The sequence below is a fragment of the Flavobacterium sp. genome, assembly GCF_034111225.1.
Taxonomy (GTDB): Bacteria; Bacteroidota; Bacteroidia; order Flavobacteriales; family Flavobacteriaceae; genus Flavobacterium.
The window spans coordinates 191,684-210,328 of the sequence record NZ_JAWUXR010000012.1 but is presented as its reverse complement, the minus strand read 5'-3'; the positions used below and the strand labels follow the sequence as shown (position 1 = coordinate 210,328).

Annotated in this window: 21 protein-coding genes; 13 read left to right on the top strand and 8 right to left on the bottom strand. The window is 29.0% G+C overall.

The window, feature by feature from the left end:
• Positions 1-297: 297 nt before the first annotated feature.
• The 5 genes from uvrA (at position 298) to UXY25_RS09235 (ending at position 5,428) form a co-directional block, all read left to right on the top strand.
• Positions 298-3,087, top strand: coding sequence for an excinuclease ABC subunit UvrA (uvrA, locus tag UXY25_RS09255; RefSeq protein WP_320815724.1), 2,790 nt, complete (start codon positions 298-300; stop codon positions 3,085-3,087).
• 245 nt (positions 3,088-3,332) lie between these two features.
• On the top strand, positions 3,333-3,926 hold the full coding sequence (locus UXY25_RS09250) for a hypothetical protein (protein ID WP_320815723.1): 594 nt from the start codon (positions 3,333-3,335) through the stop codon (positions 3,924-3,926).
• A 33-nt stretch (positions 3,927-3,959) separates the two neighbouring features.
• Entirely contained in the window at positions 3,960-4,433 is a 474-nt protein-coding gene (rlmH, locus tag UXY25_RS09245; protein WP_320815722.1) for a 23S rRNA (pseudouridine(1915)-N(3))-methyltransferase RlmH, read from the top strand.
• Between the two features lie 3 nt (positions 4,434-4,436).
• Positions 4,437-4,865 carry a hypothetical protein gene (locus tag UXY25_RS09240; RefSeq protein ID WP_320815721.1) on the top strand — a complete coding sequence of 143 codons (429 nt, stop codon included), beginning with the start codon at positions 4,437-4,439 and terminating at the stop codon, positions 4,863-4,865.
• Positions 4,866-4,945: 80 nt separating this feature from the next.
• Positions 4,946-5,428 (top strand): hypothetical protein, encoded by a 483-nt coding sequence (locus tag UXY25_RS09235; protein WP_320815720.1) that lies wholly within the window; start codon positions 4,946-4,948, stop codon positions 5,426-5,428.
• A gap of 47 nt (positions 5,429-5,475) precedes the next feature.
• Here UXY25_RS09235 and UXY25_RS09230 read toward each other — a convergent pair whose 3' ends face one another.
• A complete protein-coding gene (locus UXY25_RS09230; RefSeq protein ID WP_320815719.1) occupies positions 5,476-6,186 on the bottom strand; it encodes a hypothetical protein in 711 nt (236 codons plus the stop codon).
• A complete protein-coding gene (gene folP, locus UXY25_RS09225; RefSeq protein WP_320815718.1) occupies positions 6,183-7,004 on the bottom strand; it encodes a dihydropteroate synthase in 822 nt (273 codons plus the stop codon). The genes UXY25_RS09230 and folP overlap by 4 nt, the downstream gene beginning before the upstream one ends.
• 90 nt (positions 7,005-7,094) lie before the next feature.
• On the opposite strand from folP, the gene UXY25_RS09220 reads away from it, so the two are divergent.
• From UXY25_RS09220 to UXY25_RS09195, 6 genes are all read left to right on the top strand, one after another.
• Positions 7,095-7,637, top strand: coding sequence for a DUF1599 domain-containing protein (locus UXY25_RS09220; protein ID WP_320815717.1), 543 nt, complete (start codon positions 7,095-7,097; stop codon positions 7,635-7,637).
• Positions 7,638-7,662: 25 nt separating this feature from the next.
• A complete protein-coding gene (locus tag UXY25_RS09215; protein WP_320815716.1) occupies positions 7,663-8,778 on the top strand; it encodes a BT_3928 family protein in 1,116 nt (371 codons plus the stop codon).
• 98 nt (positions 8,779-8,876) lie between these two features.
• A complete protein-coding gene (locus UXY25_RS09210) occupies positions 8,877-9,374 on the top strand; it encodes a TlpA disulfide reductase family protein (RefSeq protein ID WP_320815715.1) in 498 nt (165 codons plus the stop codon).
• On the top strand, positions 9,374-10,123 hold the full coding sequence (gene tpiA / locus UXY25_RS09205) for a triose-phosphate isomerase (RefSeq protein WP_320815714.1): 750 nt from the start codon (positions 9,374-9,376) through the stop codon (positions 10,121-10,123). The genes UXY25_RS09210 and tpiA overlap by 1 nt, the downstream gene beginning before the upstream one ends.
• On the top strand, positions 10,124-10,513 hold the full coding sequence (locus UXY25_RS09200; RefSeq protein WP_320815713.1) for a hypothetical protein: 390 nt from the start codon (positions 10,124-10,126) through the stop codon (positions 10,511-10,513).
• A 12-nt stretch (positions 10,514-10,525) separates the two neighbouring features.
• Positions 10,526-10,891 (top strand): DUF1304 domain-containing protein, encoded by a 366-nt coding sequence (locus UXY25_RS09195; protein WP_320815712.1) that lies wholly within the window; start codon positions 10,526-10,528, stop codon positions 10,889-10,891.
• A gap of 93 nt (positions 10,892-10,984) precedes the next feature.
• On the opposite strand, the gene UXY25_RS09190 is transcribed toward UXY25_RS09195, so the two are convergent.
• The 3 genes from UXY25_RS09190 to hutH form a co-directional block, all read right to left on the bottom strand.
• Positions 10,985-12,067 (bottom strand): ice-binding family protein, encoded by a 1,083-nt coding sequence (locus UXY25_RS09190; RefSeq protein WP_320815711.1) that lies wholly within the window; start codon positions 12,065-12,067, stop codon positions 10,985-10,987.
• A 213-nt stretch (positions 12,068-12,280) separates the two neighbouring features.
• Positions 12,281-12,775 carry a hypothetical protein gene (locus UXY25_RS09185; RefSeq protein WP_320815710.1) on the bottom strand — a complete coding sequence of 165 codons (495 nt, stop codon included), beginning with the start codon at positions 12,773-12,775 and terminating at the stop codon, positions 12,281-12,283.
• A 59-nt stretch (positions 12,776-12,834) separates the two neighbouring features.
• Positions 12,835-14,337 carry a histidine ammonia-lyase gene (hutH, locus tag UXY25_RS09180; protein ID WP_320815709.1) on the bottom strand — a complete coding sequence of 501 codons (1,503 nt, stop codon included), beginning with the start codon at positions 14,335-14,337 and terminating at the stop codon, positions 12,835-12,837.
• Positions 14,338-14,502: 165 nt separating this feature from the next.
• Between hutH and gcvT the strand changes: the two genes are divergently transcribed.
• On the top strand, positions 14,503-15,585 hold the full coding sequence (gcvT, locus tag UXY25_RS09175) for a glycine cleavage system aminomethyltransferase GcvT (protein ID WP_320815708.1): 1,083 nt from the start codon (positions 14,503-14,505) through the stop codon (positions 15,583-15,585).
• Positions 15,586-15,679: 94 nt separating this feature from the next.
• A complete protein-coding gene (locus tag UXY25_RS09170; RefSeq protein ID WP_320815707.1) occupies positions 15,680-16,402 on the top strand; it encodes a YebC/PmpR family DNA-binding transcriptional regulator in 723 nt (240 codons plus the stop codon).
• 49 nt (positions 16,403-16,451) lie between these two features.
• Here the strand turns inward: UXY25_RS09170 and UXY25_RS09165 are convergent, their stop codons facing one another.
• Genes UXY25_RS09165 through UXY25_RS09155 form a run of 3 tightly spaced genes read right to left on the bottom strand, consistent with a single transcriptional unit; the run spans position 16,452 to position 18,638 of the window.
• A complete protein-coding gene (locus tag UXY25_RS09165; RefSeq protein ID WP_320815706.1) occupies positions 16,452-17,471 on the bottom strand; it encodes a carboxypeptidase-like regulatory domain-containing protein in 1,020 nt (339 codons plus the stop codon).
• A gap of 10 nt (positions 17,472-17,481) precedes the next feature.
• Complete coding sequence (locus UXY25_RS09160; protein ID WP_320815705.1) at positions 17,482-17,985, bottom strand: hypothetical protein; 504 nt, start codon at positions 17,983-17,985, stop codon at positions 17,482-17,484.
• A gap of 32 nt (positions 17,986-18,017) precedes the next feature.
• Positions 18,018-18,638 carry an L-threonylcarbamoyladenylate synthase gene (locus UXY25_RS09155; RefSeq protein ID WP_320815704.1) on the bottom strand — a complete coding sequence of 207 codons (621 nt, stop codon included), beginning with the start codon at positions 18,636-18,638 and terminating at the stop codon, positions 18,018-18,020.
• Positions 18,639-18,645 lie beyond the last annotated feature (7 nt).

Sequence of the window (18,645 nt, the reverse complement as noted above, 5' to 3'; positions counted from 1 at the left end):
GTAAATTTTTAAAAAAGTAATTTTTAGGTATAGGCTATTTTTTTTAGATTATTATTAAAGTCAAATTTAAAGCAAAAAATATATAAAAACCAAATATTCATTAACCTTTTTGTTTAAAAAATTAAAATTTATCAAAATAAACTACAAAAAAGGTAATTATTAGCAAACTAATTAGATAAATGTTACCATTTTGTAAATTAAACTTTTTAATTAATAGTAAATCATTTTTTTCAAAGACTCTATTCTATTGGCTTATGATTTTAAATTGTGTAAATTTGCAAATCTTTACTTTTTGCCATGATAAAAACCGACTTTTCAAAGCTAGAACCGAAAAAAAACATCTTAATAAAAGGTGCTCAACTGCATAATTTAAAAAATATAGATGTTGCTATACCTAGAAATAAACTTGTTGTAGTGACTGGTTTATCAGGTTCAGGAAAATCGAGTTTAGCATTTGATACATTATATGCCGAAGGGCAAAGACGTTATGTAGAAAGTTTGTCTTCATATGCACGACAGTTTTTAGGTCGATTAGACAAGCCAAAAGTGGATTACATTAAAGGAATTGCTCCTGCAATTGCCATTGAACAAAAAGTAAACACTACAAATGCTCGTTCTACAGTAGGAACTTCAACTGAAATTTACGATTATTTAAAATTATTATTTGCTCGTATTGGTAAAACCTACTCTCCTATTTCGGGACAAGAAGTTAAAAAAGATACGATTTCTGATGTTACTTCTAAAATTGAAACTTTTGAAGAAAACAGCAAATGGTTATTGCTTTCTCCTATTCATTTAGAAGAAGGAAGACCATTAGAAGATAAATTAAAAGTCTTATTACAACAAGGTTTTGCTCGTGTTTTAGTCAATAATGAAATGGTTCGTTTAGACGAAATTGAAGCAGATAAAATTAATCCAAATGATATTTTATTAATCATTGATAGAATTGTTGTTAAGAGAGAAGAAGAATTTTTCAATAGACTTGCAGATGCTGTTCAAATTGCTTTCTATGAAGGTAAAGGAGAATGTTTTCTACAAGAATTAAACACTGAAAATCGATATACATTTAGTTCTAATTTTGATTTAGACGGAATGACTTTCTTAGAGCCAAATATCCATTTATTTAGTTTCAACAATCCTTATGGAGCTTGTCCTAAATGTGAAGGTTATGGAAGTATTATAGGAGTCGATGAAGAATTAGTTTTTCCAAACACATCTATTTCTGTATACGAGAATGGCATTTATCCTTGGCGTGGTGAAAGTATGAGTTGGTTTAGAGATGAATTGGTAAACAACGCTTATAAGTTTGATTTTCCTATTCACAAACCAATCTTTGAATTAACTACCGAACAAAAACAGTTAATTTGGACAGGAAACAAATATTTTACTGGTTTAGATACCTTTTTTACAGAGTTAGAGGAAAAGAATTATAAAATTCAAAACAGAGTAATGTTATCTCGTTATAGAGGTAAAACAAAATGTCCTTCTTGTAAAGGAAAAAGATTAAGACCAGAAGCAAATTATATAAAAATAGCAAATAATACCATTGCAGAATTAGTTGATTTACCAATTGTTAAATTAATAGAATTCTTCAAAACATTAGAGTTAAACGAATACGACGCAAAAGTTGCCAAACGACTTTTAATTGAAATTAATAATCGTTTAGGTTTTTTATTCAATGTAGGATTGAGTTATTTAACACTGAACAGAAATTCAGCTACTTTATCTGGTGGTGAATCTCAACGAATTAACTTGGCCACTTCACTTGGTAGTAGTTTAGTGGGTTCAATGTATATTTTGGACGAACCAAGTATTGGCTTGCATCCAAAAGACACTGAAAGATTAATTGAAGTATTGAAAGAACTTCGCGATATAGGAAATACAGTTATCGTTGTAGAACATGATGAAGATATTATGAAAGCTGCAGATATGATTATTGATATTGGTCCGGAAGCAGGAACAAATGGTGGGTATTTAGTGGCACAAGGTACATATGAAGAAATTTTAAAGGCTGATTCTTTAACGGCAAAATACTTAAACGGACAAGAAAAAATTGAAGTTCCTAAAATTCGTAGAAAATTCAAAAATCACGTGGATATTATTGGCGCTAGAGAAAATAATTTACAAAACCAAGATTTTACGTTTCCGTTAGATTGTTTAACCGTAATAACAGGAGTTTCAGGTAGTGGAAAAAGTACTTTGGTTAAAAAAATATTATTTCCAGCTATTCAAAAGAAATTAGAAGGTGTTGGAGAAAAACCGGGTCAGTTTACAGAACTAGCGGGTAGTTTTTCAAACATTAAACATATTGAATATGTAGACCAAAACCCTATTGGAAGAAGTTCACGTTCAAATCCGGTTACCTATATAAAAGCATATGATGACATTAGAGATTTATTTTCTAAACAAAATGTTTCGAAATTAAGAGGTTATTTACCAAAGCATTTCTCATTTAATGTTGACGGTGGAAGATGTGAAACTTGTAAAGGTGATGGTGAAGTAACCATTGAAATGCAATTCATGGCCGATGTGCATTTAGAATGTGAAACGTGTAATGGAAAACGATTTAAAAAAGAAGTTTTAGAAGCTACTTTTGAAGGTAAAAACATTGATGATATTTTAAAACTAACTATTGATGATGCATTAAACTTTTTTAACGAACACCAACAAAATAAGATTACTCAAAAGCTACAATGTTTACAAGATGTAGGTTTAGGTTATGTGCAGTTAGGACAGTCCTCTTCTACGCTGTCTGGTGGTGAAGCACAACGTATTAAATTGGCTTCTTTCTTAGTAAAAGGAACTGTTAAAGATAAAGCTTTGTTTGTTTTTGACGAACCTACAACCGGTTTACATTTCCATGATATTAAGAAATTGCTAAAGTCATTTGATGCTTTAATTGATAAAGGACATTCTATTATTGTAATTGAGCACAATTTAGATTTGATTAAATGTGCCGATTACATTATTGACATTGGTCCTGAAGGTGGTGAATTTGGCGGAAAACTAATGGCTTTTGGAACACCTGAAGAAGTAGCAAAAAACAAAAATTCGGTTACTGGTAAGTATTTAGCGGAGAAGCTTTAAATGTGGATTTGTTGATTTGGTTAATTGTTTATTTGTTTATTTGGAAAAACTAAACACAAACTTGTCATTGCTTCGCCAGTTCGAGCATAGCTCTCGTGTCCGAATTTATTTTGGAATCTAATAAAGATAATTAAGATGCTGAAACAAGTTCAGCAGGACAAAAGCATTTATTTTTAACTAAATTTAATAACACAAACTTGTCATTTCGACGTAAGGAGGAATCTCAAAAGTAAATAATTTGTAAAATGAAGAAATATAAAATATCCTTTTTTTCTATTATACTTTTGCTAATTGTAAACACTTCTTACTTCTGGGAGAATCTTCCTGGTCTTTTTGATATGGCTATTGCATTTTTAACGCTTATATGTTTCATAATTCTAATTATAGTTTTTATTAATCGATTGATTAAAGGTATTACTGAAAAATTTAAAAACAGAATTAGAGTTTTAAATTTACTTATTTCATCAACTGTTTTAACACTTACATATCTGCATCCTTTTGGTTTCATAAATTTTGAAAAAATAATTCATGGTGAGGATATATATTTCACTCAATATGAAGGAGCGGCAAGTGGAACAATTTCCTTAAAATTAAAAAACAATAACAAATTTATTGAAAAGTCTATTTTTTGGGGAGTTGAAAACTACAAAGGAAATTATCAAATAAAGAATGACACTTTGTTTTTAATTTATAATAGCAAATCTAATTTTAATGAAAAAACGTCTTTTTGTATTGAAGATATAAAGTTTAAAGATCATTTACTTTATTATAGAAATATAAATGACACAATTCCTTTGCGAATGAAAACTTACAAAGGAAATTTCAGTATCTTAAAATAACAAATAACCAAATAAACGAATAAACATCCTCAAATGAACATCAAACTCATAACCATAGGAAAAACCGACAATAATAACTTACAATCGTTGATTGATGAGTACACAAAGCGTTTGTCATTTTATGTAAAATTTGATTTAGAGATTATTCCCGATATAAAAAACGTAAAGAATTTAAGCGAAGCCCAACAAAAAGAAAAAGAAGGCGAATTAATTTTGGCAAAAATTACACCAACTGATCATTTAATTCTTTTGGATGAAAATGGTAAAACGTTTTCGAGTGTTGGTTTTTCTGAATTTCTTCAAAAGAAAATGAATGCAGGAATTAAAACGTTAGTCTTTGTAATTGGCGGACCTTATGGTTTTAGTGATACCGTTTATAAACAAGCTGTAGGTAAAGTTTCATTGTCAGAAATGACCTTTTCACACCAAATGGTTCGATTGTTTGTAATTGAACAAATATACCGTGGTTTTACCATTTTAAGAAACGAACCTTATCATCATCAATAAATCATGACAAGATATTTTTTACTTTTATTATTTATAATAAATATCTCAACAACTTATAGCCAGAAAAATAACGAAGTAGATACTTTGTTTGAATTAGTTCAAATTGATGAAGCAATTGACGAAATTTTTGAAGACACTAAATCTAATTTTAAAGTAGTATTAACTGAAAACAAATTGGATACTCTTAAATATCAAGAGCTACTAAATAAAGAATTTTTAAAATTTAAAAATAGTGTTACTAAGAGAATTCGAAAACAATATATTAAAAACTATTCAAAAACAGAAATTACAAACTTTATTAAAATTGTAAAAAAAGGCGGACAAAGAGGTCATATTTTTGAGAAAATAAATTTTTTTATTGAAATAAAAAAGGCAGTAATAATACCAAAAGAAAGAATAATTAAGAAAATTGAAAAAGAAATTATACTTTAATTATAATTTATTTCTCGGTTTATATATTTTAATATATATTTAGCAAAAATTAAACTTAACCGATTAATCAATAACTACACATGAAAAAAATTATTCTTGCCTGCGTCCTTTTTATAACATTCTTATCTAATGCACAAATTAAAGTAATTGAGACTACTCCTATTATTAGATTAGGTTCTGTTGGACAAAATGACATCTTTATTTTAACAGAAGGAAATAAATATACATTCTTTTATAAAAATGTTGAAAATGAAGAAGCAATCAATTCTAAGTCTTTTTACTTTAAAGATTTAAATAATGATTATGAAGCTTTAAACAAAATTATTGTTGATGGTTTTAATGCAGAGCCATTATTAGACATTAAATTAGAATTACCTGAAGATTTCGTTTGGTTACACTACTCTAAAAACTTAGGACAAACTTTTGTTCAGTTTATGGTTAAAAACAAAAAGAATGAAACTACAGGTGTTACTAAAGCATTTAATTTAGAGCAAATCAACAAATTATTTGAAAAGAAACTTGAAAAGAAAGAAAAGAAAGACGAAATGTCTGAATTCAAATAAAAACATAAAAAAAAGCCTTGCAATTGCAAGGCTTTTTTTTTTTATATCTATAATTTACAATTACACTCGGGTAATTCATTTTCATCATAAATGAATTCATAAGAGGAAATTTGAATCCTATCAGAGTTTAATCTCCAAATCAATATTTTATTTTGAATGTATTGTCCGTAAGACAATCTCTTATCAAAGTTTAAATGCAATATTGTCGTCTTTCCTTCACTCATAAAGTCAGCAAAATCATTTATAAAATGAATTAACTCTTCTCTTTCAATATCATTACCGTCAACTGTAATTTTATTTTCTTTATTAAAATTAATGGTAAAATTGTGATAAGGCATATAAGCTTCAGCATTCTTTTTAATAAAAAACTTCGAAAACTCTTTATTCATTTTATATTGAACATCTGTAAAAGGTAAGAATGCTAAATTTTTTCCAATACTATCTGCATAAGAAAATACATTGATAGCTCCTTCTTTCTTGTGTGATGAATTTGCCTTTTTATGTTGAAGCAACATTACTTCAGGAATAACTACTCCTATTGAAAGTCTTTTATCAATATTAAAAACCCAATTAGTTGTACTTATAGAATTGTTTTTATTGACATCAACAACACTATCGTTTTTATAAAACATATAAATTGGTGAATGATCTGTAAGTTCTTTGATCACAGAAACATCTGCTTTTGGCAATTGAACATCTTCTTTTTTACAAGAAACAATCAATAAAAATACGGCTAAGGTTATGCTTATTTTTTTCATTTTAATTGAGTATATATTTTAATACATTCTTGAGCTTCTTTCACATCGTGAACTCGTAAAATTTGAGCACCTTTTTGAAGTGCAATCGTATTTAAAACGGTTGTTCCATTTAATGCTTCTTGTGCAGAATTTTCTAATAATTTATAAATCATTGACTTTCTAGATATTCCAACTAAAATTGGTAATTCTAAAATAGAGAAAAAGTCTAACTTTTGCATGATTTCGTAATTATGTTCTAGTGTTTTAGCAAAGCCAAATCCAGGATCAACGATTACATCATTAATTCCAAGTTTTCTAGCAGCGTTAACTCTTTCCGAAAAATAGAACATTACTTCTTTCACTACATCATCATATTTGGCTAACGATTGCATGGTTTGTGGAGTCCCTTTCATATGCATCATTATATATGGCACTTGTAAATCTGCAACGGTTACCAACATTTTATCATCTAACAAACCTGCAGAAATATCATTAATTAGTACTGCGCCTTTGTTTATGGCTTGTTTAGCTACATTACTTCTAAACGTGTCTATTGATAGTAAAACATCAGGAAACTTACTTAAAATGAGCTGAACTAAAGGCAATATCCTGTTCAACTCTTCTTCTTCCGAAACAAATTCTGAATTAGGTTTACTCGAATAACCACCAACATCAATAAAAGTGGCGCCATCATTAATCATTTTTTCTACCTGCGATAAAATTTCAGATTCGTTATTATAAGAACCGCCATCATAAAATGAATCGGGAGTAATATTTAAAATCCCCATTATTTTAGGTGTAGATAAATCAATAAGGTTTCCTTTGCAATTAATAGTCATACTTTAAAATCAAAATTCGTTAATCTTCATTATTCATTCCAAAAAAATAATGTTACTTTTGAAGAAACTTACTACAAAGATACCGAAATAATGAAGAATACGTCACAAGAATACGATGCTGTGATAGCAATTTGTCGAGATTTGTTTACAAAAAAAACAAAAGACTACGGAACAGCTTGGAGGATACTACGTTTACCATCGTTAACTGACCAAATATTTATTAAAGCACAACGCATAAGAAGTTTACAAGAAAATGAGGTGCGTAAAGTAGATGAAGGCGAAGCTTCTGAATTTATTGGAATTATAAACTATTGCATTATGGCTTTGGTTCAAATTGAAAAAGGTATTGCTGAGCAACCTGATTTAAAATATGATGAAGCTGTTCAATTATACGATGAAAAAATTGCCATAACAAAGCAATTAATGGAAGATAAAAACCATGATTATGGTGAGGCTTGGCGCGAAATGCGTGTAAGCAGTTTAACCGATTTAATTTTGCAAAAATTACTTCGAGTAAAACAAATTGAAGATAATAAAGGAAAAACATTAGTTTCTGAAGGAATTGATGCCAATTATCAAGACATGATTAACTATTCGGTATTTGCTTTAATACATATGAATATTGCAAAATAAATTTTAGAATTAAAACACTTACAAAATGAATTTTAGAAATATAATTACACAAATAGCAAGAGTATTAGTTGGATTTTTATTTATAATTTCTGGCTTACTTAAACTAAATGATCCTATTGGTTTTTCTTATAAACTAGAAGAATATTTTAACGCAAATGTTTTAGACGTTGAATTTTTAATTCCATTTGCATTAATAATTGCATGTTTTGTAGTCATTTTTGAAGTCGTTTTAGGCGTTATGCTTTTAATAGGTTTCAAAACGAAATTCACAGTTTGGAGTTTATTAGCAATGATTGTGTTTTTTACCTTTCTTACCTTTTACTCTGCTTATTTCAACAAAGTAACAGATTGTGGTTGTTTTGGAGATGCATTAAAACTAACACCTTGGGAATCGTTTATTAAAGACATTGTGTTATTATTCTTTATTCTAATTCTTTACTTCAATAAAAAATTCATAAACCCAATATTAAATAAAATACCAATTAACTTAACCGTTTTTGCTTCTTATTCTTTATGTTTATTCATGGCATTCTATGTTTTACAACATTTGCCTTTAAAAGATTTTAGAGCCTATAAAGTAGGTACAAACATTAAAAAAGGAATGGAAATTCCAGCAGGTGCTGAAAAGAGTGAATATGAAATGATTTTCATTTATAAAATAAATGGTATCGATACAGAGATTAGTTATGCAGATGTTATGGCTGGTAAAATTCCTGAAGGTGCAGAATTTGTAGACAGAAAAGATAAATTAATCAAACAAGGTTATGTTCCGCCAATTCATGATTTTACAATTGAAAAAGATGATAACGATTATACCGACAGTGTTTTAGAAGAACCAAAAGTAATGATGTTTATTTCTTATGATTTAGATAAATCAAAAGATAAAGGAATGGAAATTTTAGAAGAATTACATCAAAAAGCAATTGCAAAAGGGTATTTAGTAATTGGAATTACTTCTTCTAATCTAGAGACTATTACAGCTTATAAAAATAAATTCAAACACACATTTGATTATTACTTTTGTGATGCAACAACTTTAAAAACAGTTGAAAGAGCAAATCCTAGTATTGTACTTTTAGAAAAAGGAACAATTGTACAAAAAGTACATTTTAATGATATTGATAAATTGGACTTAAAATAATAAGTTCGATAGCTAACAATACGAATAGAATTTAGATTTAATTAAGAAAACCTGAATTTACAAACCGTATTTTTATAAAAATCAAAAAATAAATTATTATGAAAAAAATTATTTCATTGCTTTCATTAGCATTATTTACACTTTCTTGTTCACAAGCTCAACAAACAGAATTTAAAAAAGAAGCTTTAGACAATGTAATGGTAGATACTTCTAATGAATCTATTGCATTTAAAGATATTTTAAAAAAATACGAAGGAAAAACTATTGTTATAGATGTTTGGGCTTCATGGTGTTCAGATTGTATTAAAGGAATGCCTAAAGTAAAAGCATTGCAAGAAAAATTCCCAGATGCTACTTACCTATTCATTTCAATGGATAAAAATTACGAAGCCTGGACAAAAGGGATTGCTAAATATGACGTTCAAGGTGAGCATTATTTAACTTCAGATGGAATGAAAGGCGTTTTTGGAAAAGCAGTAAAATTAAACTGGATTCCACGCTATATGGTAATTGATAAGAACGGAAAAATAGCCTTATTTAAAGCTATTGAAGCAGACGATGAAAAAATAGCAGAAACATTAAATTCATTAAAATAATGAGAAAAAATATTGTTGCAGGAAACTGGAAAATGCATAAAACGCATTCAGAGACTATTTCTTTAATAGAAGAAATCACTTTAAAAAAACAAAATACTTCAACTGAAATCATAGTTGCTCCAACGTTTGTAAATCTACAAACAGCAGTTACAATAACAGAAGGGAATACTATTACTGTTGCCGCACAAAACATGCATCAGGCAGAAGGTGGCGCTTATACAGGAGAAATTTCTGCATCAATGTTAACTGATATTGGTGTAAACACTGTAATTCTTGGTCATAGTGAAAGACGAGCTTATTTTCATGAAACAGACGCTTTGTTAGCACTTAAAGTTGATACAGCGCTGAAACATGAAATGCGTGTTATTTTTTGCTTTGGTGAAGAGTTAAAAGACCGTCAAATTGATAATCATTTTAATGTAGTTGAGTACCAATTAAGAGATGCCTTATTTCATCTAGAGAAAAAAGATTGGTCAAATATTATTTTAGCTTACGAGCCTGTTTGGGCTATTGGAACTGGTGAAACAGCTTCTCCAGAACAAGCACAAGAAATGCATGCATTCATTCGTAGTTTAGTGGATAAAGTATTTGGTAATGATGTTGCCGAAAACGTTTCTATTCTTTATGGTGGAAGTGTAAAACCAGAAAACGCAAAAGAAATATTCTCTAAAAAAGATGTAGATGGTGGTTTAATAGGTGGTGCCGCTTTAAAAGCAGATGATTTCTTAGCAATTGTAAATTCTTTTTAAATGAAAAATATAATAAAATTACTTTTAGTCTTAGCATTAATGCTGACTTCAATTTCTTACGGTCAAAACGATTGTAAAAAATATAGAAACGGAACTTTTAAATATGTAGATAAAGATTCAGGAAACGTTTTTCTAATTAAACGAAAAGGAAATATTCAATATGAAGAAATTGAAGGTGAAGCAGAAGTATATGCTTTTCATGTAAAGTGGATTTCAGATTGTATGTACACATTATATCCTACAAAGGAAACGTTAGAGAAAAACAAAGAATTTGCAGGGTATTTATATGTTGAAATAACAGATATTCGAGAAAAATCTATTGTATTAAGAAGTACAATGAAAGAATATCCAGAAATGATAATATATTCGGAAGTAACAATTTTAGAATAAAACATCTTAATTATGAATATCATTTCTCAAATTATAATTGTAATTGTAGCACTACTCCATTTGTATTTCTTATGGCTAGAAATGTTTGTTTGGACTACAAAAGCCTATAAAGTATTTAGAAATTTTCCCAAAGATTTATTTGAGAAAACAAAAACAATGGCTGCCAATCAAGGATTATATAACGGTTTTTTAGCTGCGGGGTTAATTTGGTCCTTATTTATTACAGATGTTGTTTGGAGTAATAATATTGCTTTATTTTTCCTAACATGTGTTTCAATTGCTGCTATTTTCGGCGCTTATAGTATTTCTAAAAAGGTTTTCTATGTACAAGGTATTCCTGCTATTTTAGGAATTTTAAGTTTGATTTTTCTTAAGTAAAAACAAACTTAAAGTAAGATACTCAAGATTTGATTAAAAAAAAAGAGGTGCTCTATAAGAACACCTCTTTTTTATATTATTTAATACTATAATTTATTGTGGCTGTACTACTGTGTTTCCATCAAGAATTACAGCAGTTTGTGCTAATGCTCTTCCATTAAAAGAAGCTCCTGTTTGAAAAGTAATACCTGTCATTGACAAAATAACACCTTCAAAATGAGAAGTCGTTCCAAAAGTTGCTTCACCAGCTACCTGCCAGAAAATGTTTGAAGCTTTTGCACCACCTTGTAAAGTTACATTTGTTGCAGCACTCATTGTTAAATCACCAGAAATCTGGAAAATCCATACATCATCTGCAGTTCCTGAAATAGTTACATCAGTTGGTATTGTTACAGTACTAGTCCATTTATAAAGACCTGGAGTTAATGTTCTACCACCTATATTTCCTGTTCCCAATTCAACATAATCAGGAGAAGGACGTCCGGCTGCATCATTATAAGCTGTAATCATATTTTGAACTGCTGTAGTAAGATTTGTTGACGTTGGAGAAACCATGTCAGCTGCATATACTTTCCCAGTAACTTGTGCAGACGTTGCATAACCTGTAAAATCTGTTAAAGAGAATCCAGTTATAAACGATGTCGCTGCAGGACTTAATCCTAAATCTCCAGTAATTGCAGAAGTTGGAACGTTATTGATTGCAGTTTTTGCAAGAATTACATAGTTTCCTGCTGTACCAAGACCAACAGCTGATAAGCCTACTGCAGTATTAGTGGTTGTTGTAAAGTACCATTGCTTGTTAGAACTAATAGCTGTACCAGCTGAATTTTTTGCTCCTGTAGTTATTGAAGCTGTGTAAATGGTATTAGCTGCAAGTACAGTTGATGGAGTAAAACTTGCAGTAGTTCCAGCATATGAAACAGTTCCTAATACTGTAGTTCCAGCTTGTTTTAATGTAAACGTTGTAGTATTAATAGATGATGCATCCATTGCTGTACTAAAGTTTACAGTAATAACTTTATTTCTCGCAACGTTTGTATCACTATTTAACGGACTAGTTAAAGTCACAGTTGGAGCGACAGGAGGATTCGATTGCGTGTTGTCGTCATTTGAACAACTAGTAAACAAAACAACCATTGCTATCGCACAGGCTGATAAAAGATTTTTAATTTTCATATTTATTTGTATTTGTGAAGTTTCGTAATTATCACATTACAAATGTAGAACCGCTTTATAGGTTTGATGTTACATAACAAAATCATTAAGTTACATTATTCACACTTACTTATATTAGAGTAAACATATGAGAAATTATTATCTCTAGGAAAAAGAAATTCCTGTGACTTTTAGGAATTTTGAGTTTGATTTTTTTTAAGTAAAAGTTTCTTTTTAAAAGTTCCTCTTAATTTCAACATTATATGCAGCTTTAATTTGTTCAGAAATAATAAGTGCCTCTTTTATATTATTTGCATAATAAATTGTTTGTGGTCTATTATTTTCGTTAAATAAATTAATTTTCACAACTTTTTCAACAAATGTTGCTGTTGCTGTTGATCTAAATGTTAATCCACCAATTTTTTGTTTTACTTTAGTTTCCAATAGTGATATATATTCAATTTTTGGAAAATAATCCCAAGACAAGCCGTAATTTATCCCATACATTGATAAAACTTTTCTATAAGTATTTTTTTTGAAATCAATTTCAATTCCTTCAGTTGAAATTAAGAATGCACCAATAAATAAAAAAAACACCCATAATAAAATAAAATTTGGTTGTTTTGAATTATTTATGAATATTAAACAAGAAAGTCCTAAAATCAAAAATAAATTTCCAATAATATTTTTCAGTAAAGAAACTTTTTCTAAATAGATATAATTTTTCACTTAATAATATATGTGTTATTATTTTAAAAAAAAAAAATAGTAATAAATTTAAACTACAATTAATCCTCTATATCAATTTGAAAACTATTTAAAAATTGAATTGATTTTTCAATATCATAATGCAAAATTCTATCTTCTTTTACAAAAGAAACTTCTTCTCTGTATGATTTTATAAACATTTCAATAAAATCACTCGATTTTAATGGTCTTCTAAACTCTAAAGCTTGTGAAGCATTTAATAATTCAATAGCTAAAATACGTTCTAGATTCTCTACAATTTTAAGTGTTTTTGTAGCTGCATTTGCTCCCATACTTACATGATCTTCTTGTCCGTTACTCGAAACAATACTATCAATACTTGCTGGTGTTGCAAATTGTTTGTTTTGACTTACAATACTTGCTGCAGTATATTGCGGAATCATAAATCCTGAATTTAAACCTGGATCATCTACTAAAAAGGCAGGTAAACCTCTTAATCCTGAAATTAATTGGTAGGTTCTTCTTTCTGAAATACTTCCTAATTCGGCTAAACCTAATCCTAAGAAATCAAGTGCTAAAGCCAATGGTTGACCGTGGAAGTTTCCACCAGATATAATTTGGTCTTCACCTACAAATATATTGGGATTATCGGTAACAGAATTGATCTCAATACGGAACACTTTCTTAACATAATCAATTGTGTCCTTACTTGCTCCGTGTACTTGTGGAATACATCTAAAAGAATAGGGATCTTGTACATGCTCTTTTTCTTGTTCAATAATTTCACTTCCATCAAGGAATTCAAGCATTTTTTCAGCCGTAACAACCTGACCTTTGTGCGGGCGAATTAAATGAATTAAATCAGTATAAGGCTCTTTTCTTCCATCAAAACCTTCTAATGAAATAGCTCCAATTAAATCGGCTAAATACGATAATTTACTTGCTTTAATTAAACTGTAAACTCCGTAAGCAGCCATAAATTGCGTTCCATTCAATAAGGCTAAACCTTCTTTAGATTTTAAAACTAAAGCATTTAAACCTAAACTTTCTAAAACTTTATGAGACGGTTGTCTAAATCCTTTATAATACACTTCTCCTTCTCCTAAAAGCGGTAATGATAAATGAGCTAAAGGAGCTAAATCTCCAGAAGCTCCAAGAGAACCTAGTGTATATATAACAGGTAAAATATCATTATTATAAAAAGTAACTAAGCGTTCTACTGTTTCTAACTGAACACCCGAATGTCCGTAACTTAAAGACTGTATCTTAAGCAACAACATTAACTTTACAATCTCATGAGGCACTTCATCACCCGTTCCACAAGCATGTGATTTAACTAAGTTTTCTTGAAGTTTAGATAAATTATCATTCGAAATTTTCACATTACAAAGCGAACCAAAACCAGTATTAATTCCGTAAATTGGTTTATCGTGAGATTTCATTTTCTCATCTAAATAATTACGGCACTTTTCAATATTAATACGAGCTTCTTCTGATAGTTCTAATTTTAAATCATGAGAAATTATTTCGTTAATTTTCTCAATAGATAATAAATCAGTACTTATATAATGTATGGTTTCCATGTTGTAGTTTTATAAGCCCAAAATTCAGCAAACAATTGTTAAAATCCAAGATTTAGTTAAGATAATCATCATTTTATTTTTTATTGGAATAAAACTTAGCTTTTATACCTACAAAAATTAAGATTTTTAATAAATTAGCCACTTGAAATTTTATACTTTAATATAATGAAAAATACAGCTTTATCTCATATTCATGAAAGTCTAGGTGCTAAGATGGTTCCTTTTGCAGGTTATAATATGCCTGTTCAATATGAAGGTGTAAATGCAGAACACGAAATCGTTAGAACTGGTGTTGGAGTTTTTGATGTTTCTCACATGGGAGAATTTTTCTTAAAAGGAGAAAATGCTCTTGCATTGATTCAAAAAGTTACTTCAAACGATGCATCTAAATTAGTTGATGGTAAAGCACAATATTCTTGTTTACCAAATAATGATGGTGGAATTGTTGATGATTTAATCATCTATAAAATAGCTGATAATCATTATATGATTGTTGTAAATGCATCAAATATTGAAAAAGACTGGAATTGGATTTCAAAGCATAACAATCTAGGTGTTGAGATGCAAGATTTATCTGAATCTTATTCTTTATTAGCAATACAAGGACCTAAAGCAGCTGAAGCAATGCAATCATTGACTTCAATTGATTTAATTAATATGCCTTATTATACTTTTCAAATTGGAGAATTTGCTGGAGTAAATAATGTAACAGTTTCTGCAACAGGTTATACTGGTTCTGGAGGTTTTGAAATTTATTTTAAAAATGAAGATGCGGAAACCATTTGGAACAAAATATTTGAAGCAGGAGCTTCTTTTGGAATTAAGCCAATTGGTTTAGCGGCAAGAGATACTTTGCGTTTAGAAATGGGATTCTGTTTATATGGTAATGATATTAACGATACAACTTCACCTTTAGAAGCTGGTTTAGGTTGGATTACCAAATTTGATAAAGAGTTTACAAATTCTGAAAACTTAAAGAAACAAAAAGAAGCTGGTGTTACTCGAAAATTAGTAGCATTTGAATTAACAGAAAGAGGAATTCCTCGTCACGATTATGAAATTGTAGATGCAAACGGAAATGTTGTGGGAATTGTAACTTCTGGAACTATGTCGCCATCACTTGGTAAAGCAATTGGTTTAGGTTATGTACCTACTACTCTATCTGCAGTTGATACAGAAATTTTTATTAGAATTAGAAATAAAGACATTGCTGCAAAAGTGGTAAAATTACCTTTTTATAAAAAATAACAATTCAAAAAATCAAGTTCAATTTTCAAATTTATTCTTGTTCTTGATTTATGAAATTGAAATTATTAAATTTGCACTGATTAAAAAATAAGAAATGGGAAGAGCATTCGAATTTAGAAAAGCACGTAAAATGAAACGTTGGTCAGCAATGGCTAAAACGTTTACTCGTATAGGAAAAGATATTGCAATGGCTGTTAGTGAAGGTGGACCAAACCCTGATACGAACTCACGATTAAGAGCAGTAATGCAAAATGCAAAGTCTGCAAACATGCCAAAAGATACTGTAGAACGTGCTATTAAAAAAGCATCTGATAAGGATACAGCTCATTATAAAGAAGTATTGTTTGAAGGATATGCACCTCACGGAATTGCAATTTTAGTTGAAACTGCTACAGATAACAACAACAGAACGGTTGCTAACGTTAGAAGTTATTTCAATAAATGCAACGGAACGTTTGGAACACAAGGTTCGGTTGAATTTATGTTTGACCATACTTGTAATTTTAGAATTCCGGCTGAAGGTCAGGATGTAGAAGAATTAGAATTAGAAATGATTGATTTTGGTGTAGAAGAAATTTTTGAAGATGAAGACGGCATTTTAATGTACGGACCTTTTGAAAGTTTTGGTGCAATTCAAAAAGAATTAGAAACTAGAGGTTTAGAAATCCTTTCTTCTGGTTTTGAGAGAATTCCACAAGTAACAAAAGAGCTTACTCCTGATGAAGCTGCAGACGTTGAGAAGCTATTAGAAAAAATTGAAGAAGATGATGATGTTATGAACGTTTATCATTCCATGCAAGAAAGTACTGAAGATTAATTTATATAAAAAAACCGCTGCAATTGCAGCGGTTTTTTTTTGAATAAATTTATTCTATTCCATAATTAGAAGGCAACATATCTCCTACTTTCTTTTCAGAAAGTGCTCCAGAAAAGTAAATTTTTTCATAGTTAGAAAACAAACCGTATTTATCAATTATAAAATTATCGGTATGGAAAATAATTTTAGACTGTTCTCTTCTATCATATAAAAGACTAAATTCTGCGACAAAATCTTTTGATTTTAAACCTCTTTCTTGAGGAACTATTTTAATATGCGTAACATCTAAAGAATCTATTGCAGTAAAATGATTGTTTGGATCATCTTGAAAAGCTTTATAAAAAAGTAAAAACTTATCTCTTCTAAATTCCATTTTTGCGAAATTTCTAAAGAATTCTAAGAAAGAACCTTTAAAAGTTTTCTCTCTATTATCAATAATTTTAACGCTGTTAGAAATTTCTTCAAAACGAGAAGTTCCAACATAAATACTTGAATAAATCGCCGAATTATTCATACTGTATTTATGAAATTTAGCATCAAAAGAATTTAAATCGAAATAAACTTTATAACCCAAAAATGGGTTATTAATAATTAAAGGTTTGTCTGCAAAGGCTTTAAGTGTTAATTCCTTTTTATCATAAATGAAATACAACTCCTCTTCATTTTCAATAGTACATTTTTTACCTGCTTTTGTAACTCCTAAAAATTGCTTTTTAAAAACAGTCATCATTTGTTTTCTTGAAAACTCATTACTTAAAACTACTACTTCCTTTAAGGTTTCGGTAGATTCTTGTAAAATGAATTTATACCTTCTATTAAAATTGACATCTTTTAAATAAATCTTCTCAAAACCAACGAAACTAACCACTAATGGTGCATTTATACTTGATTTAATATTGAAAGAAAACTTTCCATCGATATCTGTAGTTGTTCCATATAATGTTCCATCAAAATAAACAGAAGCTCCCAAAATAGGTTCTTCATGGGAATCGAGAACGGTTCCTGTAACGGTTTGAGCATTTATATAAGTAGAAAAAAATAGAACAAGAATTAATAACGTTTTATTCATAGCAAAATAATTATAATTCTTTATTGTGAATTTTACAATAGAAATATGAATCGCATTGAGAAACAATACATCCTCCAATATGGACTTTCCCTTTTTTTGCCCTTTTCATTAGCCTCTTATTCGGATAACCATATACAATTGGAATTATATTATCAGTATGATCATTTACGCATTTTTGAGGTGTTTTTTCATTATACTCACAAGGACCTGGAAAATTAATATCCATTACCAAATCTTTATCATCAACAATTATATTCTTTAAAATTAAATCTTTATAAGTCAAATGTTTAACAACAATTTCATATTTACCATTTGGTACTTTCTTTGCTAATTTATAATCACCCAACTTATCAAGTTGAGAACCTGTATAAATTGTATCATTTGTTCTTAATAATACATAAATAAAGGAATAATCCGATATTGAATCAGTAAGAGTAACTTTTCCTTTAATTTCACTTTGACTAAATACTGTAAAGCTTAGTAATAATAAAATTATAATTTTATTTATGTGCATATAAAAAGTTATTATAAATTATATATATTATTTTACAAAATATCTAAACTTCCTTTTCCTTCTCTTATTACTTCTGGTTCATGGCCAGTTAGATCGATAATTGTTGAAGCTACGTTATCCCCATAACCACCATCAATTACTAAATCTACTTTACTTTCCCATTTCTCAAAAATCAATTCTGGGTCCGTTGAATATTCAATTACTTCATCTTCATCGCGAATCGATGTAGAAACGATAGGGTTTCCCAACAATTCAACTATTTGCAAAGCAATATTATTTGCTGGAACACGAATACCAACTGTTTTCTTTTTACGGAATTCTTTAGGCAAATCATTATTACCGGGCAAAATAAAAGTATATGGACCTGGTAAAGCTCTTTTTAAAATTTTAAAAGTCGAAGTATCAATTTGTTTTACATAATTAGAAATATTACTCAAATCATTACAAATGAATGAAAAGTTCGCCTTTTCTAATTTTATTCCTTTGATTTTTGCAATTCGTTCTAATGCTTTTGTATTGGTAATATCACATCCTAAACCATAAACCGTATCTGTTGGATAAATAATTAAACCACCATTTCGTAAAACATCAACCACTTTTTTAATAGCAGCTTCACTAGGCTTATCTTCGTATATTCTAATAAATTCTGCCATAACTAAT

What these genes read in the sequence shown, in the direction of transcription:
- UXY25_RS09170 (WP_320815707.1), top strand. Translation starts at nt 15,680, where the DNA reads ATGGGAAGAGCATTCGAATTTAGAAAAGCACGTAAAATGAAACGTTGG.
- folP (WP_320815718.1), bottom strand. Translation starts at nt 7,004, where the DNA reads ATGACTATTAATTGCAAAGGAAACCTTATTGATTTATCTACACCTAAA.
- UXY25_RS09190 (WP_320815711.1), bottom strand. Translation starts at nt 12,067, where the DNA reads ATGAAAATTAAAAATCTTTTATCAGCCTGTGCGATAGCAATGGTTGTT.
- UXY25_RS09240 (WP_320815721.1), top strand. Translation starts at nt 4,437, where the DNA reads ATGACAAGATATTTTTTACTTTTATTATTTATAATAAATATCTCAACA.
- UXY25_RS09220 (WP_320815717.1), top strand. Translation starts at nt 7,095, where the DNA reads ATGAAGAATACGTCACAAGAATACGATGCTGTGATAGCAATTTGTCGA.
- rlmH (WP_320815722.1), top strand. Translation starts at nt 3,960, where the DNA reads ATGAACATCAAACTCATAACCATAGGAAAAACCGACAATAATAACTTA.
- gcvT (WP_320815708.1), top strand. Translation starts at nt 14,503, where the DNA reads ATGAAAAATACAGCTTTATCTCATATTCATGAAAGTCTAGGTGCTAAG.
- UXY25_RS09165 (WP_320815706.1), bottom strand. Translation starts at nt 17,471, where the DNA reads ATGAATAAAACGTTATTAATTCTTGTTCTATTTTTTTCTACTTATATA.
- UXY25_RS09200 (WP_320815713.1), top strand. Translation starts at nt 10,124, where the DNA reads ATGAAAAATATAATAAAATTACTTTTAGTCTTAGCATTAATGCTGACT.
- UXY25_RS09155 (WP_320815704.1), bottom strand. Translation starts at nt 18,638, where the DNA reads ATGGCAGAATTTATTAGAATATACGAAGATAAGCCTAGTGAAGCTGCT.
- UXY25_RS09215 (WP_320815716.1), top strand. Translation starts at nt 7,663, where the DNA reads ATGAATTTTAGAAATATAATTACACAAATAGCAAGAGTATTAGTTGGA.
- UXY25_RS09210 (WP_320815715.1), top strand. Translation starts at nt 8,877, where the DNA reads ATGAAAAAAATTATTTCATTGCTTTCATTAGCATTATTTACACTTTCT.
- UXY25_RS09160 (WP_320815705.1), bottom strand. Translation starts at nt 17,985, where the DNA reads ATGCACATAAATAAAATTATAATTTTATTATTACTAAGCTTTACAGTA.
- UXY25_RS09235 (WP_320815720.1), top strand. Translation starts at nt 4,946, where the DNA reads ATGAAAAAAATTATTCTTGCCTGCGTCCTTTTTATAACATTCTTATCT.
- UXY25_RS09250 (WP_320815723.1), top strand. Translation starts at nt 3,333, where the DNA reads ATGAAGAAATATAAAATATCCTTTTTTTCTATTATACTTTTGCTAATT.
- UXY25_RS09230 (WP_320815719.1), bottom strand. Translation starts at nt 6,186, where the DNA reads ATGAAAAAAATAAGCATAACCTTAGCCGTATTTTTATTGATTGTTTCT.
- uvrA (WP_320815724.1), top strand. Translation starts at nt 298, where the DNA reads ATGATAAAAACCGACTTTTCAAAGCTAGAACCGAAAAAAAACATCTTA.
- UXY25_RS09195 (WP_320815712.1), top strand. Translation starts at nt 10,526, where the DNA reads ATGAATATCATTTCTCAAATTATAATTGTAATTGTAGCACTACTCCAT.
- tpiA (WP_320815714.1), top strand. Translation starts at nt 9,374, where the DNA reads ATGAGAAAAAATATTGTTGCAGGAAACTGGAAAATGCATAAAACGCAT.
- hutH (WP_320815709.1), bottom strand. Translation starts at nt 14,337, where the DNA reads ATGGAAACCATACATTATATAAGTACTGATTTATTATCTATTGAGAAA.